This window comes from Gordonia tangerina (genome assembly GCF_021556435.1).
In the GTDB taxonomy this organism is placed as follows: domain Bacteria; phylum Actinomycetota; class Actinomycetes; order Mycobacteriales; family Mycobacteriaceae; genus Gordonia; species Gordonia tangerina.
Genome location: NZ_JAKGCU010000001.1, coordinates 487,641 through 503,245, shown reverse-complemented (window position 1 = coordinate 503,245; position 15,605 = coordinate 487,641). Strand labels below are relative to the sequence as shown.

The following is a 15,605-nucleotide window of genomic DNA, read 5'->3' as shown; positions in this document are numbered from 1 at the left end:
CGATACGCCTCGCCTAGCGGCTCGGCTACTCGATCGGCGGATAAAGCCGCGCGCGGAACCGCCTACGGATGACACCGCGTACGGAACCGCCGACCGCTGGACCGGTGTGTCGACCCCGCCGACGGATGACACCGCGCGCCGACCCGCCGACGGCTGGTGCGTCAGTCGACGACTGCGCCGCGACGCCGGCGGCGGAAGACGTAGTGGTCGGCGGCGGCGGAGCCGGCCTGGGCGAAGCCGACCGCGAGCAGACCACCGATCAGCGCCAGCGGGAGCTCGTAGCCGCCGTCGGCGGCCCAGAAGCCCGCGTCCCAATGGGCGTAGGCGATGGCGCCGATCATGTCGGCGATCAGCAGGATCGCGACGATGGGCAGGAACAGGCCGAGAATCAGCAGGATGCCGCCGACGAACTCCACCCACGTGGCGTACTGCGCCGCGAGATTCGGCGCGGGTATCCCCATCGAATCGAAAGCGCGCTCGGTGGCGTCGATTCCGTTGGTGTGCAGCTTCTGCCAGCCGTGCATGATGAAGATGTAGCCAAGAATCAGTCGTGCCAAGAAAAACGTCCCACTGCGAATGCCGAACATTGCTCTCCCTTGTCGTCCCGACCATCACAACCGGACTACGGTCCGCTTGATCTACACTTTCTCACGCCATCGCCGTCGCATGCACACGGCACCCGACAGGTAACCTGAGTCTCCGCAACACCACGCGACATCAAGGCGAATACCCCGTTCGCGTGCCGTGACACATTGCGCCGCGTTCGAACACAGATCGGAGAGTCAGTGCCGGGAAAGTCGGCGAAGGGTCCACGAGAACCGCTGCTGGGCGCCCCGCTGGATGCACTCGACCCATACCTGCCCGACAACGGCAACCTCGGCTACCGCATCTCGCGCTACGACCTCGACCTCGAGTACAAGGTGTCACCCAACCGACTATCCGGGGTGGCGACGCTGACTGCAACGTCCTTTGTCGCGCTGCGGAAGTTCACACTCGATCTCGCCTCGTCGCTGTCGGTGTCGCGCGTGACGGTCAACGACAAGCGGGCCCGTTACAGTCACCGCAGCCGCAAGCTGTCGATCACCCCGGATGCCCCGGTACCGCCGGGCGGGGCGATGACCATAGTCATCCGCTACGCCGGCACCCCCCGCCCTATCCGCGGTGCGTGGGGTGAGGTCGGTTGGGAGGAGCTCTCCGAGGGCGCTCTGTGCGCCAACCAGCCCAACGGCGCGGCATCGTGGTTCCCCTGCGACGACCACCCGAGCGCCAAGGCGCCCTACCGGATATCCATCACCACCGACAGCCCCTACTACGCGCTCGCCAACGGGGTGCTGGAATCCAAACGGTCCCGGGCCGCACAGACCACTTGGGTGTACCAGCAGGTCGAGCCGATGCCCACCTACCTCGCGTCGATCCAGATCGGTCCGTACGTCAAGAAGACGTTGGCCAGCAAGCCGATCCCCGTCGACGCCGTGCTGCCGGGACGGCTGGTGTCCAACCTCGACGTCGATTTCGGGCGCCAGGTCGAGATGATCGACACCTTCGTCGAGATGTTCGGGCCCTACCCTTTCCCCCGCTACACCGTGGTGATCACCGACGACGACCTCGACATCCCGATCGAGGCGCAGAGCTTCTCCACCTTCGGCGCCAATCACTGCGACGGCTCCCAACGCGCCGAACGGCTCGTCGCCCATGAGCTGGCCCACCAGTGGTTCGGCAACTCCGTCACACTGTCACGCTGGCGCGACATCTGGCTGCACGAGGGATTCGCCTGCTACGCGGAGTGGCTGTGGAGTCAGCGTTCAGGCGGCAAGAGCGCCACCGAATGGGCACACCACTACTACGACAAACTCGCAGCGAACCCCGTGCGCGCCACCCTCGCCGATCCCGGACCGCGCCGGATGTTCGACGACTGGGTCTACAAACGTGGTGCACTCACCTTGCACGCCCTGCGTCTGACCATCGGCGACGGCAACTTCTTCGCCCTGCTCAAACGGTGGACGGACAAATATCGGTACGGTTCGGCGACCACCGAGGACTTCATCGCGCTGGCCGCCAACTACTCGACCATGTCGCTGACCCACCTGTGGGACGAGTGGCTCTTCACCGCGGCGTTGCCGGACTTCCCCGGTCCGTCCTGAGCATGATCGACGAGCTCGGCCGATGACCGGCGAGACGGCCGCGACGCGGCGCACCTCCGGCGCCATCGGCCGGGTCACCGTGGCCACGCTGATCGCGGCCGCGTCCGGTTACGTGGTGCTGCTGTTGGCGGCCCGTCAGCTCGGCGCAGCGGGCTACGGCGTGTTCGCGGTGTTCTGGGCCGCCTACGGGATGGTCACCGGCGCCCAGAACGGGCAGTTGCAGGAGACCACCCGCGCCATCCGGGCCGGTATCGACGGCGCCACCGCACCGGGTCGTCGGCCGTGGCTGATCAACGGCGCCATCGGAGTGACGATCGGCCTGCTGGTCGCAGTGACGTCTCCGCTGTGGAGCGGGCTGGTCTTCGGCGAACAGCGCGGGCTGTCGGTGCTGCTGCTGGCCATCGGCGTCGCATCGTTCGGGGTGTACGCCCACCTCGCGGGCACATTGTCGGGGGCGGTGTCCTGGGGTGCGTTCGCGATGCTGCTGTCGGTGGACGCGGTGATCCGTCTTGTCGGCGCCGTGCTCACGGTGGTGTTCGACGGCGACGTGACCGCGTTTCTGGTGATCACGGTGATCGGCTCGGTGTCCTGGATGGTGCTGTTGGCGACGTCGCCTGCCGCCCGCGCGGCAGTCTGTCTGCCCGCCGATGTCACCGCGCGCCGATTCACCGGCAACACGGTGACCGCGATGGCGGCCGCCGCGGCCAGCGCGGTGCTGGTGATGGGTTTCCCGGTGCTCATCACCGCGACCGGCGCCGACGCCGACCCCGCTGCGGTGGGCGCGGTAGTGCTCGCCGTGACGCTGACCCGTGCGCCGCTGTTGGTGCCGCTGAACAGCTTTCAAGGGGTGTTGATCACGCGTTTCGTCGACGCCGGTCGACGGTTGGGGGCGGCGTTGCGAGCCCCGTTCGTCGCCGTCGCCGCGATCGGCGTGGTGGGGTCGGGGGCCGCGTGGCTGATCGGACCCTGGCTGCTCACGGCGGTATTCGGCGCGGATTTTCGGCTCAGCGGCGCCGCGCTGGCCGCGTTCACCCTGGGTGCGACGACACTGGCGTTGCTGACCGTGACGGGGGCGGCCACGATCGCCGTCGGCGCACACCGCTGGTATGCGGCCGGCTGGTGGGTGGCGACGCTCGCCTCGATCGGGTTGTTGCTGCTACCGACCGACGTGACGGTCCGCGTGGCGATCGCGTTGCTCGGCGGCCCGGTGGTGGGGATGGCGGTTCACGGTGTGGTGTTGGCCGGGCGCAGTCGGCCCGCGGTGGCCAGCACACGCGATTGAGCGTGGTTGAGCCGCGACGTCGCGTGCAGGCGGGCGGCACGCGCGGCACGCGGCCAGCCTCGCTGCGCGCACCGGCGGGCTTCCTCGGCGAAGAAGGCGTTCTCCTCGGCGAACCGTCGTCCGTCGACGGCCTGCACCGAACTCACCGACGCCTCATGCCGGCGATATCGGAACGCCACGCGCGCATCGTGCACGAGCGAGCCGCCGCGGGCCGCCAGGTCGACGAGCAGGGCAAGGTCGAGCACGATGTCCAGCCCCGGCCGAAACCCGACCTCGCGGACCGGATCGGTACGCCACAGCAGCGACGGAAAATAGGTCCAGTTGCCGTGGTAGAGGCTGGTCGCCATGGCTTCCCCGCGCAGCACGGCCGGCCGGCCGGGCTGCGCGCGCGGCGTCAACAGGGTCTTGATCCGGTCTCCGAGTGGGCGCACCACACGACCGTCGTCGTCGATGACCTCCACCCCCGGGGCGATGACCGTCGCCTGCGGATGGTCGCGGGCCAACGAGCGCACGCCCGCCACGTAGTCGGGCAGCATCACGTCGTCGCAGCCCATCACCACGAAGTACTCGGCCTCCACCAGTTCCACGCATCGCCGGAAGTTTCCGTTGACACCCAGATTGGTCTCGTTGCGCAGGTAGTGGATGCGCGGATCGGCCACAGACGCCAGCCACGCGGCGGGCTCCGGGTCGGGATAGCAGTCGTCGATGACGACGAGCCGCAGGTCTCCGTCACTCTGGTCGAGCACGCTGGTGACCGCCTGCCGGAACTGGGCGACGTCGCCGTAGAACGGCATCATCACGTCGATCGGCACCCGACCAGGGTAGGTCATGGCGACAGTCCGCTCGGCTAGGGTTACCCGCATGACCTCCGGCGCCACCAGCAACGATGACGTGTGGCTGGTGATACCCGTTTTCAACGAGGCGCAGGTGATCCGGGATGTCGCGGCGAATGCGGCGAAGACCTTTCCCAACATCGTCTGCGTCGACGACGGCAGCCGCGACGATTCCGCCGCGCAGATCCGAGCGGCGGGAGTACGACTGGTACGGCATCCGGTCAATCTCGGTCAGGGTGCGGCCATCCAGACCGGCGTCGAGTATGCGCGCGCACAACCGGGAGCTCGGTATTTCGTCACCTTCGACGCCGACGGACAACATCGGGTCGACGACGTCGTCGCGATGATCGAGCGGCTGCGCACCGAGCCCGTCGACATCATCGTCGGCACCCGCTTCGCCGAGGGGCGCAGCGAGTCGGTGCCGCTGCTGCGACGAATGGCGTTGCGCACCATCGTCTTTCTCAGCCCACGAACACGACGCCTCGGACTGACCGACGCCCACAACGGATTACGCGCCTTCAACAAGACCGTGGCCGACGACCTCGACCTGGTGATGGCCGGGATGAGTCATGCTTCGGAGTTCGTGGCCCTCATCGACCATCACGGCTGGCGGGTGGCCGAGCAGCCCGTCACCATCTTGTACACCGACTACTCCCGGGCGAAGGGACAGTCCCTGATCAATGGCGTCAACATCGTCGCCGACGGACTGCTGCACCCGCGAATGAGGAAGTGAGCACCACATGATCTGGCTGCAGATCCTCGCCATCGTCGGGCTGGTGGTACTGGTGGCGTTCTTCGTCGTCAACCGCGGCACCGCTCGCGCCTCGGCGGGCGTGAAGATCCTGTTCGTGGTGTTTGTGGCATTCGGCCTGTACGCAATGCTTCGCCAGGACGACATCACCTGGCTCGCCAACAAGATCGGCATCCAACGTGGCCTCGACCTCGTGTTGTTCCTGTTGGTGATCGCCTTCGCGTTCACTACCGTGTCGACCTACCTACGATTCCGCGAGCTCGAGATCAAGTACGCGAGATTGGCGAGGGCGGTTGCCCTGCGCGACGCGGAGAATCAGCAGAAACCCTAGGCCGCCAAGTCTTGACACGGTAGTCGACCCCTTCGCGTCGAGAGAACCCCAAAAATCGCCGAGAGAACCCAGCTTCTCGCCGACGGCATCCGATTGTGGTGGGGCTGGGTTCTCTCGGCGATTTTTGGGGTTCTCTCGACTACCGTGTCAAGACTTGGGGAGGTTAGGTCGCGAGGGTGCGCAGGTAGGTGGTGACGTCGTCGTGGTTCGGGAGCAGGCCGGAGTCCCGAGCCTCCGACAAGCCCGGCGCGGCAGTGTCTTTCGCCGACAGCTCGTAGCTCAACGGGCTACCGTCACGAGCGGTGTTCGGCCACTCGATGCCCAGTTCCGCGTCGAGGGGGTTGATGCCGTGTTCGGCGCCCGGGTTGTAGCCGGTCGAACAGAGGTAGGTGACCGTCGAGCCGTCGGCGAGCGAGCAGAAGGCGTGACCGAGCCCCTCGGAAAGATACACCGCACGGCGGTCGACGTCGTCGAGCAGCACCGTGTCGTAGGTGCCGAAGGTCGGCGACCCGACCCGGATGTCGACGATGACGTCGAGAATCGCGCCCGACGGACAGGTCACGTACTTGGCCTGCCCGGGCGGGACGTCGGCGAAGTGCACACCACGTAGTACGCCCGCCGCCGACACCGAGAGGTTCACCTGGGCGAGGTCGAGCCGATGGCCGATCGCCTCGGCGAGCAGATCTGCCTTGAACACCTCCGCGAACAGACCGCGATCGTCTCCGTGCTGCACCGGGGTCAGTTCCCACGCCCCGTCGATCGCTAGTGGTCGCAACTTCATGTCAGAAGCCCTTTCCGCGGTCGAGTAGCTCCAGCAGGTAGCCGCCGTAGCCGGATTTGCGGAGTTTCTCGGCGCGTATCCGCAATTCGTCATCGTCGATGAAACCGCGTCGCCAGGCGATCTCTTCGGGCACCGCGATCTTGAGTCCCTGCCGCTGCTCGACGGTTCGGACGAAATTGCCGGCGTCGAGTAACGAGTCGAAGGTGCCGGTGTCGAGCCATGCGGTGCCGCGCGGCAACACCTGCACCGCCAGCCGCCCCTGCTCGAGGTAGTGCGCGTTGATGTCGGTGATCTCGTATTCACCGCGGGCGCTAGGGGCGAGGTTGCGCGCGATCTCGACCACGTCGTTGTCGTAGAAGTACAGGCCCGGCACCGCGTAGTTGGAACGCGGGTGCTGCGGCTTCTCCTGTAACGCCACCGCACGACCGCTTTCGTCGAAGTCCACCACCCCATACGCCGACGGGTCGGCCACCCAGTAGGCGAAAATGGCGCCGCCGTCCACGTTTTCGAATCCCTGTAGCTGACTGCCCAATCCCGGGCCGTAGAAGATGTTGTCTCCCAAGACCAGCGCGACCGACTCATCACCGATGTGATCGGCACCGAGCACGAATGCCTGTGCGAGTCCGTCGGGCGACGGTTGCGTCACGTACGTCAGGTTGATGCCGAATTGCTCACCGGTGCCCAGCAGCCCGCGGAATGCGGCGCTGTCGTGCGGCGTGGTGATGATCAGGATGTCGCGGATGCCGGCGAGCATCAACGTCGACAGCGGATAGTAGATCATCGGCTTGTCATAGACCGGCACCAATTGCTTACTGACGCCCTGGGTGATGGGGTGCAGGCGGGTGCCCGTGCCTCCGGCGAGGATGATGCCGCGCATAGCGCCCAGCCTAGGGCATGGCGCACACGTCCCACCCGGTCACCGCGCCCGACGGTACAGTGACGGTCGTCCAACGGAAGGGTCGAGTCATGCGGGTTCTGGTCACCGGGGGTGCCGGTTTCATCGGCGCCAATTTCGTGTTGCGCACGCTCGCGCAACGCCCCGACGTCGAGATCACCGTGCTCGACAAACTCACCTACGCCGCCAACCCGGCCACCCTGGAGTCGGTCGCCGACCGCATCGATCTGGTCGTCGGCGATGTCGCCGACGCCGCGCTGGTCGATCGGCTGGTCGCGGCCGCCGACGTGGTGGTGCATTTCGCCGCCGAATCCCACAACGACAACTCGCTGGCCGATCCGTCGTCGTTCGTGCAGACCAACCTCGTGGGCACGTTCGCCCTGTTGGAGGCCGTCCGCCGCCACGACGTGCGGTATCACCACATCAGCACCGACGAGGTGTACGGTGACCTCGATCTCGAGGACCCGACCCGGTTCACCGAGGCGACGGCCTACAATCCATCGAGCCCGTATTCCTCCACCAAGGCCGGCTCGGATCTGCTGGTGCGGGCATGGGTGCGGTCATTCGGTCTGCGGGCGACGATCTCCAACTGCTCCAACAACTACGGGCCCTATCAGCACGTCGAGAAGTTCATCCCGCGCCAGATCACCAACGTGCTCGCCGGAGTGCGGCCCAAACTGTATGGCGACGGCCTCAACGTGCGCGACTGGATTCACGTCGACGACCACAACGACGCGGTGTGGACCATCATCGAACGCGGTGAGATCGGCGAGACGTATCTGATCGGCGCCGACGGCGAGGTGAACAACCGCACCGTCGTCGAGACCATCCTGGAATTGCTAGGACAACCCGCAGACGCCTTCGACTTCGTCACCGACCGGCCCGGCCACGACCGCCGTTACGCCATCGACTCCACCCGGCTGCGCACCGAATTGGGTTGGCAGCCGCAATATCTGGACTTCCGATCCGGTTTGTCGGCGACCATCGACTGGTACCGCGCCAACCCTGACTGGTGGCAACCGCACAAGCAGGCCGTCGAAGCGAACTACGCGGGCACCGAGCGGGTCATCGGCTGAGGGTGGGCAGGGCTCACCCCAGCGGCACCACCCGGTCGAGGAAGTCCACCTGGTCGGCGACGACCTCCTCGAAGGCGTCGCCGACGTAGATGTCGAAGTGTCCCTCGGGATAGCGGATCAACTGCGTCGTCGGGCCCCGGTGGGCGTACCGCACCGTCTGCCGTGGTGGCGCGACACTGTCCTTGTCACAGACGCAGACCAACACCGGGCAGGTGAGCTCGGCGAGCGCGCGTCCTGGATGATGCAGCGCGATCTCCGGCACCACCCGCGCCGCGACCTCGTTGGTGAACGCCTGACCATCGGGTACCAGCGGGAGATACCCCGCGACCACATCGGGCGCCGTCATCAGCGCCGTATCGTGGGGCTCGCCTGCCAACCCCACCATCACCGGATCACGCCGCAGAAGCTTCGCCGCGAGGTCGGCGATGGCCCGCCCGGTCACCCGGACCGCCGTGGCCGGCTCCATCGCGAGCACCGACGCGGTGCCGCTGGTGAACGGGCATTGCGCGATCACCGCGGCGACATCGCCGTCGCGCGCGGCCGCCACCATCACGTGGCCGCCACCGAAGGAGGTGCCCCACAAGATCACTCGCCGGTTGTCCACCTCGGTGAGGCTGCGCGCGAACGCGATAGCCGCCGCCCAGTCCTGCAGCTGCCGGCGCACCGACAGCAGTTGCCGCGGCTGACCATCGCTGGCCCCGAAGTGTCGGTAGTCGAAGACCAGACAGGCATACCCGGCGTCGCAGAATCGCTCGGCGAAGGCATCGAGCCGCATCTCTTTGATGGCGCCGAGCCCGTGCGCCATCACGATGATCGGCGCGGGCCGGTCGGCCTCCGGGAGGTACAGCCACGCCCGACACGTCACACCTCTGGAACCGAACTCCACGTCTGCGCGCGCCATGCGCCGACGGTATCCGTTGGGCATGAGGCGGACAACACACAGACTCCCCCACGCTGCCTGCCAGCTGCGACGCATACGGTGGAGCCATGCGCGTACTCGTCAGCGGCGGCGCCGGCTACATCGGCTCGCACACCGTCATCCGTCTCGTCGAGGCCGGCCACGATGTGGTGGTGGTCGACGACTTCAGCAACGCCAAGCCGACCGTCGTGGGCCGGCTGGAGGCGTTGACCGGGCGCCCCATACCCGTGCATGCCATCGACCTGACGGACACCGACAAGACCGAGCACCTGTTCGCGCACGAGCAGATCGACGCGGTCATCCACTTCGCCGGCTTCAAGGCGGTCGGCGAGTCGGTGGCCAAGCCGCTGGCCTACTACCAGAACAATCTCGACAGCACCTTCTCCCTGCTACGCGCGATGGACCGCCACGATGTGCGGACACTGGTGTTCTCGTCGTCGGCGACGGTGTACGGCGCCGAACCCGAACTCCCGATGACCGAGGATCTGCCGACCTCGGCCACCAATCCGTACGGCTGGACCAAGGTGATGATCGAGCAGATCCTGTCCGATGTCGCGGCCAGCGATGACCGGTGGCGGATCGCCGCGCTGCGCTACTTCAACCCGGTGGGCGCCCATGCCAGCGGCGACATCGGCGAGGACCCCAGCGGTATCCCCAACAACCTGATGCCGTTCGTCGCGCAGGTGGCGGTGGGGCGACGCGAGCAGCTGTCGGTGTTCGGAGACGATTACGACACCGTCGACGGCACCGGTGTGCGCGACTACATCCACGTCGACGATCTCGCCGCGGGGCACGTGGCCGCCCTCGACACCGTGGGCAGCCGCGCCGAGCCGATGTCGGTGTGGAACCTGGGCACCGGACAGGGTGTGTCAGTGCTGCAGGTGATCAAGGCGTTCGAACGGGCCAGTGGCCGCCCGATCCCGTATGAGATCGCGCCGCGACGGGCCGGCGACATCGCCGCCTCATACGCCGATCCGGCCCGCGCCAACGCGGACTTGGGGTGGCGGGCCACCAAGACCATCGACGACATGTGCGCCGACACCTGGCGGTGGCAGTCGAAGAACCCGAACGGGTATCCCGACGCCTGAGTGCGTACTCAGCCGGCCGGCCGGTAGACCTGTTCGTTGACGCGATAGACGCTCACGTTGCCCTGCCGGAACACCTCGGTCAGTCCGGGTGCACCGGAGTTGCGCAGCGCCAGGAACGGGTCGCCCTGCACCCCGTTCTCCGGGTCGGGCACCCCGTTCTGGAACTCCCAATAGCTGGGCGGGCTGTCGATGACGTAGTGCACGTTCATGTCGCGCACGATGTCGTCGATGTAGGGGTCGGCGCCGATCTGGGAGACGCCCCAGAACAGGTCGCGCTGCCGTTGGGAGAAGTCGTTGGCCCGGTAGAACGGGAACATCGGGGTGACCCCGGTGACCGGATACAGCCAACCGGTGCCCTGATCGAGATTGTTGAGCACCAGCACGTCGTGAGCGTCGGGTTGCTCGGCCAACCATTGATAGGCGTCCAGATCGTCGGGCCCGATGTACTTGCCGCCACGTTCCTTCGACGCTATCTGCGCGTCGGCCGGGTAGCGCACCACCCCGGCGCCGGCGATCAATGCGATGAGCACGACCGCTACTGCGGGCAGCGCCCAACGAGCCGATCGCGGCGACGTCCGGTCACGTCCGGCCACCCAGCCGGCGACCGCCACCGCCGCAGCGCCCAGTGCGCACCCCACGGCAGCCGCGGAGAACATCGCCACCACAAAGGTCAGTCGATGGGGTGAGTTGTAAAAATAGCCACCGATGGCGCCCAGCGGATAGGACAGCACACCCAGCGAGACGACCGAGTTGGCGGTGACGAGCACGAACACCAGCCAGCCGGCCAGCCCCGCCCAGCACCGCATCCAGGCCAGGACCGCCAGACCGAGCACCGTGAGGACGATGAGCGCCCAGATCGGATAGTGCTTCTCCAGTGGAATGGTGCCGTTGAACGCGGCCTGCGCCAGACCGGACGACACCCCGACCCCTTCTTCGCGGAAGTCGAAGAAGGGTAGTTCGTTGGTGTCGGCGACCTTGATGGTGCCGTAGACGACCGGCGCGATCCCCACCACGGTGAGCAGCCCGGCGACGGCCAGCGTCGCCAGATCACGCAGCCGCCCGTACGCCGGGTGCCACAAACCCTCGAGCAGCAGCCACAGCACCACGATCACGCCGGCCAGGATCAGACCGGACGGATGGGTCGCGGTGACCCCGGCCATCGCCGCGGCGGCCGCCAATACTCGGCGCCGGTCGCGGACGGCACTGATCACCAGAATCGCGGCGATAGGCGCCATCGACACCCCCACCGCGTTGGGCACCGACGTAAGCTGCACCTCCACATAGGGCAGTGACGGGAACAACGCCGACGCCGCAGCCGCAGCCCCGGCCACCACCGCCGAGCGCGACGGGTCGAAGCGATGGCGGGCGAACCAGTAGGCCAGCGCGGCGGCCCCGAACGGAACGGTGATCGCCAACACCGCGGGCGAGTAGGTGTTGTAGAGCTCTACCGGGTCGGCGCCGGTGAGGGGGAAGAGGATGGCGCCCAGTGCATGCCAGGTGTTCGGGTAGTAGTTGAAGCCGTGGGTGTCATAGTTCATCAGTTCGCCCATGCGTAGCGCCGAACCGACCCCGGTCTCGTCGATCCAGCGCAGCGAACTGGCATGCCACAGGGAGTCCCACACCTGCGAGATGTTGCCCAGACCGGCAAAGGCGGTCGTGACGAGCGGCCGGATGCAGGTGATCGCGATGATGATCGCGCCGACACCGGCACCGGCGGCCAACGGCACTGCCGCACGCCATCCGAGCGGTGGGTCGTCGTCTGCGCGGTTCGGGGCGAACGTCGCGAAGCGGCGGGTGGCGAGCAGCGCCGCATACACCCATGCGAACAGCAGTGTGATCACCAGCGCGAGGAGCGCGGTGACGATGTTCCACTCGAACCCGATCGCCGAGTACAACACGGTGAACACGCTGACGACGGCGAAGGTGATCGGCGGGCCGGCGGCGATCGCCACCGGCCAGGGCAGCAACATGCGGCGTCCGACGAGGGCGCCGGGAACCACCAGCATCAGGGCCGTCACCACCGTGACCCATGCCCCCAGCATCATCGCCCGATTCCTCCCGTCGCCTGCGAACCGGAGATGAGGTTACCGGTCGGTCGTCCGGGGGATCTCGCACGCCGCGGCGCCGGGACGCTGCTGGAAGATCCGGCGGTCCGCCCGATGCCCGGCGACGACGATCGCCAGGCACACCAGCGCCGCGATGACCCCGACCCCGAACATCGCGGTGTAGGTGATCGCCGGGCGGTTCTCCGAGATCCAGGCGAGGATCACCGGCACGGCGAACCCGAGGTAAGTGACCGAGTAGAAGACCGCGGTCAGACCCGCCAGGTTGTGCGGTCCGGCGATGCGCTGCACCTCCAGCAGGCCCGCGATCATGGCCATCCCGTAACCGCAGCCCAGCACGATCGCGGCCAGCAGTGACACCCAGACGGCGAGGGTGTGTGCGGCAGCTGCCGCGAGGGCCATCCCCGCGGCGAGCACGATCAGCGCGAGGACCGGGCCGCGTGCACGGTCCGGGTCGTCGAGCCGACGTCCGAGTGACTGGATCCCGAACCCTGCGCCCAGGCCCAGCACGCAGCACAGCGCGGCGAACGCGATCGGCGCGCCGGCGGTCCGGGCCGACATCAGCGCCGGGATGACCGCGTAGGCCGACGCCGCGGCACCGAAGACCCACGGCGCGACCGGGACCACGACGAGCAGGAACCGCCGGTTGAGTACACCTGTGATGCGCAGATCGTCGGCGAGTCGGCCACGGTCGGTGCCCCGGTACCGGGTCTCCGGTGCGCCGGCCAATGCAACGAGGGCGATGCAGGCGAGTGCGATGTTGACCGCGTACGGCGTCACCGTCGGCCACGGCCCCCATTGCGCGAGCACACCCGCGATGCCCGCCCCGACCCCGAAGCCGGCGGTCAGGCTCATCGCCGCCCGACGCGCCCCGACGCCGGCGCGGTCGCCGTTGCGATGACTGATCTCCGCCAGCCAGCTGCCCCCGACCGCCATCGACAGGCCCAACGCGACTCCGCTGGCCACCCGGCCGACGCTGAGCAGGGCCAACGAGTGCGGTCCGAGTGCCAGCAGCAGCGACCCCAATCCGGCGAACACCGGCGCCGGCAGCATCAACGGCCGCCGGCCGTACCGGTCGGACAGTGGGCCGCCGATCAACAGCGCCGGGACGATGCCCAGCACATAGGTGAACAGCAGACTGTCGATGGCGACAGCCGACAACTCGCCTTGCTGGCGGTACATCACCAGCAGCGGCGTGAACTCGTTGCCACCCCACGCGGCGGTGAACAGTGCAGCCGCCACCGGCGTCCACGAACCGGGACGCGACGACGCGGGCTTCTCGACCGAGGTCTGGTCAGTCAGCGTCATGTCCGAGGACCGAGGTCGTGCACGGATGCCAGATGCGCGGCCAGTGCCGCGGCGTACGCATCGCTGTCGCCGTCGGCGACCGCGGTGAGCAGTTCGCGATGGTCGGCCAGGATGCGGGCGGCAACCGTGTCGTCGCGGCGCACGCTCGTGGTGGTCATCCTTCGGTGCCGTTCGCCGAGGCTGACGAAGAAGTCGGCGAGCAGCGGGTTGTCGCCGGCGGTGACAATCAGCTGATGGAACTCCGCGTCGATGCGGGCGAATTCTGCGATGTCGGCAGGGTCGGCCGCGCGGTGGGCGGCGAGATTGCGTTCCAGGCGCGCGGCGAGATCGGCGCGTCCGGTGGGGTCGCCGGCCAACGTGCGCACGGCGTGTTCCTCCAGCAGGATGCGCGCCTGCACCACGTCGCGGGCCTCTCGGTCGGCAACCGGAACCACCAGTGCGCCGCGCTTGGGGTACAGCCGCATCCAGCCCTCGGCCTCCAACCGCAGGAACGCTTCCCGCACCGGCGTGCGACTCACGTCACATTCTGTGGCGATGTCACCTTCGCTGATCAGCTCACCGCCGAGGATCTGGTTTGTGAGAATCTGGCCTTTGACCTCGCGATATACGCGTTCAGCTGCCGATTCACCGGTTGCGGACAACATAGATACAAGTTGTACCTTATCGACCCGATCGATCAATCGGGGGGCACCTTGATCGGCCTGTGGACACGGTGCGACACTGAGGCGGTTCCGCAGCCCGGCCACGAACGTGATCCGGGTCGCGACGGTTCGCCGTAGTGCCGAAGCGCACACGCTTCGCGCCACGGACCGGCAGTTGTAGGGGCGCCCCACCGTTGTGGCGCCACCGTAGAAACCCGCCGTTCGATGCGGGTGATCCAGGAGGAACAACCGTGGCCAGCACGGCAGACAACGCCCCCACCCACCGCACTGCGTTCAACGAGCCGTCGATCGCCGAGTTGCCGATCACCGACGAAGAGATCTTCATGGCGCACGTGGGCGGCAAACTCTCGGTGGAGTTGCGCGCGCCGATCGACACCCAGCGCGATCTGTCGATCGCCTACACCCCGGGCGTGGCCCAGGTGTCACGGGCGATCGACGACAAGGCCGAACTGGTGAATCAGTACACCTGGACCCAGCGTCTGGTGGCCGTGGTCTCCGACGGCTCGGCCGTCCTCGGCCTCGGTGACATCGGTCCGCGCGCATCGCTACCGGTGATGGAGGGCAAGTCGGCGCTGTTCCGGTCGTTCGCCGGACTCAACTCGATCCCGATCGTCCTCGACACCAAGGACCCCGACGAGATCGTCGAGACCCTCATCCGGCTGCGACCGAGCTTCGGCGCGGTGAACCTCGAGGACATCTCCGCTCCCCGCTGTTTCGAGATCGAACGGCGCGTCATCGAGGCGCTGGACTGCCCGGTGATGCACGACGACCAGCACGGCACCGCGATCGTCGTTCTGGCGGCACTCAAGGGTGCGATGGCTCTACAGGAACGCGATCTGCGCGACCTCAAGGTGGTCATCTCCGGTGCCGGTGCCGCCGGTGTGGCGTGCGCCAACATCCTCGAACACGCGGGGGTGAGCGATGTGGTGGTGCTCGACTCAAAGGGAATCGTCAGCTTTCACCGCGACGACCTCAACGAGATCAAGCAGGAACTCGCCGAACGCACCAACCCGCGCAGCCTGTCCGGCGGCGCCGCCGAGGCGCTGGACGGAGCCGACGTGTTCCTCGGTGTATCGGCCGGTCAGATCGACGAGAACGCCATCGCCTCGATGGCCGACAACGCGATCGTGTTCGCCCTGTCCAACCCCGATCCGGAGATCCACCCCGAGGTCGCGGCGAAGTACGCCGCGGTCGTGGCCACCGGCCGCAGCGACTTCCCGAATCAGATCAACAACGTGCTCGCGTTCCCGGGTGTCTTCGCCGGCGCGCTCGACGCCGGTGCGCGTCGCATCACCGAGCGGATGAAACTCGCTGCCGCAGAAGCGATCTTCTCGGTAGTCTCCGACGACCTGCGGGCCGACAAGATCGTGCCGAGCCCGCTCGACGACCGCGTCGCCCCGGCGGTCGCCAAGGCCGTCGCCGCAGCCGCCAAGGCCGAGGGCGTCGCCTAAACCAGTCGACCGTTCCTGAAATCG

15 protein-coding genes are annotated in these 15,605 nt (G+C 67.4%); 7 read left to right on the top strand and 8 right to left on the bottom strand.

The window, feature by feature from the left end:
* Positions 1-161: 161 nt before the first annotated feature.
* Entirely contained in the window at positions 162-587 is a 426-nt protein-coding gene (locus L1892_RS02380) for a DoxX family protein (RefSeq protein WP_235721827.1), read from the bottom strand.
* 198 nt (positions 588-785) lie between these two features.
* Here L1892_RS02380 and L1892_RS02375 point away from each other — a divergent pair, with 198 nt between their 5' ends.
* Together L1892_RS02375 and L1892_RS02370 are read left to right on the top strand one after the other, a co-directional pair.
* Positions 786-2,141: a M1 family metallopeptidase gene (locus L1892_RS02375; protein ID WP_235721826.1), complete on the top strand. Its 1,356-nt coding sequence runs from the start codon at positions 786-788 to the stop codon at positions 2,139-2,141.
* A gap of 22 nt (positions 2,142-2,163) precedes the next feature.
* A complete protein-coding gene (locus tag L1892_RS02370) occupies positions 2,164-3,423 on the top strand; it encodes a lipopolysaccharide biosynthesis protein (protein WP_235721825.1) in 1,260 nt (419 codons plus the stop codon).
* Here the strand turns inward: L1892_RS02370 and L1892_RS02365 are convergent.
* A complete protein-coding gene (locus tag L1892_RS02365) occupies positions 3,366-4,235 on the bottom strand; it encodes a glycosyltransferase family 2 protein (protein ID WP_235722006.1) in 870 nt (289 codons plus the stop codon). The genes L1892_RS02370 and L1892_RS02365 overlap by 58 nt on opposite strands.
* 49 nt (positions 4,236-4,284) lie before the next feature.
* Here L1892_RS02365 and ppgS point away from each other — a divergent pair, with 49 nt between their 5' ends.
* Both ppgS and L1892_RS02355 read left to right on the top strand, forming a co-directional pair.
* A complete protein-coding gene (gene ppgS / locus L1892_RS02360; RefSeq protein WP_235721824.1) occupies positions 4,285-4,989 on the top strand; it encodes a polyprenyl-phospho-N-acetylgalactosaminyl synthase PpgS in 705 nt (234 codons plus the stop codon).
* A gap of 7 nt (positions 4,990-4,996) precedes the next feature.
* The gene (locus L1892_RS02355; protein WP_235721823.1) at positions 4,997-5,338 is read left to right on the top strand and encodes a DUF2304 domain-containing protein; all 342 of its coding nucleotides are present in this window, start codon (positions 4,997-4,999) and stop codon (positions 5,336-5,338) included.
* Positions 5,339-5,501: 163 nt separating this feature from the next.
* Here L1892_RS02355 and L1892_RS02350 read toward each other — a convergent pair whose 3' ends face one another.
* Positions 5,502-6,119, bottom strand: a complete 618-nt coding sequence (locus L1892_RS02350; protein ID WP_235721822.1) for a dTDP-4-dehydrorhamnose 3,5-epimerase family protein — start codon at positions 6,117-6,119, stop codon at positions 5,502-5,504.
* Between the two features lies 1 nt (position 6,120).
* Positions 6,121-6,996 (bottom strand): glucose-1-phosphate thymidylyltransferase RfbA, encoded by an 876-nt coding sequence (gene rfbA, locus L1892_RS02345; RefSeq protein ID WP_235721821.1) that lies wholly within the window; start codon positions 6,994-6,996, stop codon positions 6,121-6,123.
* A gap of 89 nt (positions 6,997-7,085) precedes the next feature.
* Here rfbA and rfbB point away from each other — a divergent pair, with 89 nt between their 5' ends.
* Positions 7,086-8,090 (top strand): dTDP-glucose 4,6-dehydratase, encoded by a 1,005-nt coding sequence (gene rfbB, locus L1892_RS02340; protein WP_235721820.1) that lies wholly within the window; start codon positions 7,086-7,088, stop codon positions 8,088-8,090.
* Positions 8,091-8,103: 13 nt separating this feature from the next.
* On the opposite strand, the gene L1892_RS02335 is transcribed toward rfbB, so the two are convergent.
* A complete protein-coding gene (locus L1892_RS02335; RefSeq protein WP_235721819.1) occupies positions 8,104-8,991 on the bottom strand; it encodes an alpha/beta hydrolase in 888 nt (295 codons plus the stop codon).
* Positions 8,992-9,077: 86 nt separating this feature from the next.
* Between L1892_RS02335 and galE the strand changes: the two genes are divergently transcribed.
* The gene (galE, locus tag L1892_RS02330; protein WP_235721818.1) at positions 9,078-10,097 is read left to right on the top strand and encodes a UDP-glucose 4-epimerase GalE; all 1,020 of its coding nucleotides are present in this window, start codon (positions 9,078-9,080) and stop codon (positions 10,095-10,097) included.
* An 8-nt stretch (positions 10,098-10,105) separates the two neighbouring features.
* Here the strand turns inward: galE and L1892_RS02325 are convergent, their stop codons facing one another.
* The 3 genes from L1892_RS02325 to L1892_RS02315 are packed head-to-tail and all read right to left on the bottom strand — an operon-like array spanning position 10,106 to position 14,112.
* Positions 10,106-12,142 carry a DUF6541 family protein gene (locus L1892_RS02325; protein WP_235721817.1) on the bottom strand — a complete coding sequence of 679 codons (2,037 nt, stop codon included), beginning with the start codon at positions 12,140-12,142 and terminating at the stop codon, positions 10,106-10,108.
* A 39-nt stretch (positions 12,143-12,181) separates the two neighbouring features.
* Positions 12,182-13,468 (bottom strand): MFS transporter, encoded by a 1,287-nt coding sequence (locus L1892_RS02320; protein ID WP_235721816.1) that lies wholly within the window; start codon positions 13,466-13,468, stop codon positions 12,182-12,184.
* Positions 13,465-14,112: a GntR family transcriptional regulator gene (locus tag L1892_RS02315; RefSeq protein ID WP_235721815.1), complete on the bottom strand. Its 648-nt coding sequence runs from the start codon at positions 14,110-14,112 to the stop codon at positions 13,465-13,467. The genes L1892_RS02320 and L1892_RS02315 overlap by 4 nt, the downstream gene beginning before the upstream one ends.
* 248 nt (positions 14,113-14,360) lie before the next feature.
* On the opposite strand from L1892_RS02315, the gene L1892_RS02310 reads away from it, so the two are divergent.
* On the top strand, positions 14,361-15,581 hold the full coding sequence (locus L1892_RS02310) for an NAD(P)-dependent malic enzyme (protein ID WP_235721814.1): 1,221 nt from the start codon (positions 14,361-14,363) through the stop codon (positions 15,579-15,581).
* The last annotated feature ends 24 nt before the right edge of the window (positions 15,582-15,605 follow it).

Bases quoted from the DNA above. Each gene is read 5' to 3' on its own strand.
- L1892_RS02325 (WP_235721817.1), bottom strand. From the start codon at position 12,142: ATGATGCTGGGGGCATGGGTCACGGTGGTGACGGCCCTGATGCTGGTG.
- galE (WP_235721818.1), top strand. From the start codon at position 9,078: ATGCGCGTACTCGTCAGCGGCGGCGCCGGCTACATCGGCTCGCACACC.
- L1892_RS02350 (WP_235721822.1), bottom strand. From the start codon at position 6,119: ATGAAGTTGCGACCACTAGCGATCGACGGGGCGTGGGAACTGACCCCG.
- L1892_RS02335 (WP_235721819.1), bottom strand. From the start codon at position 8,991: ATGGCGCGCGCAGACGTGGAGTTCGGTTCCAGAGGTGTGACGTGTCGG.
- L1892_RS02380 (WP_235721827.1), bottom strand. From the start codon at position 587: ATGTTCGGCATTCGCAGTGGGACGTTTTTCTTGGCACGACTGATTCTT.
- L1892_RS02320 (WP_235721816.1), bottom strand. From the start codon at position 13,468: ATGACGCTGACTGACCAGACCTCGGTCGAGAAGCCCGCGTCGTCGCGT.
- L1892_RS02355 (WP_235721823.1), top strand. From the start codon at position 4,997: ATGATCTGGCTGCAGATCCTCGCCATCGTCGGGCTGGTGGTACTGGTG.
- ppgS (WP_235721824.1), top strand. From the start codon at position 4,285: ATGACCTCCGGCGCCACCAGCAACGATGACGTGTGGCTGGTGATACCC.
- L1892_RS02370 (WP_235721825.1), top strand. From the start codon at position 2,164: ATGACCGGCGAGACGGCCGCGACGCGGCGCACCTCCGGCGCCATCGGC.
- L1892_RS02315 (WP_235721815.1), bottom strand. From the start codon at position 14,112: ATGTTGTCCGCAACCGGTGAATCGGCAGCTGAACGCGTATATCGCGAG.
- rfbA (WP_235721821.1), bottom strand. From the start codon at position 6,996: ATGCGCGGCATCATCCTCGCCGGAGGCACGGGCACCCGCCTGCACCCC.
- rfbB (WP_235721820.1), top strand. From the start codon at position 7,086: ATGCGGGTTCTGGTCACCGGGGGTGCCGGTTTCATCGGCGCCAATTTC.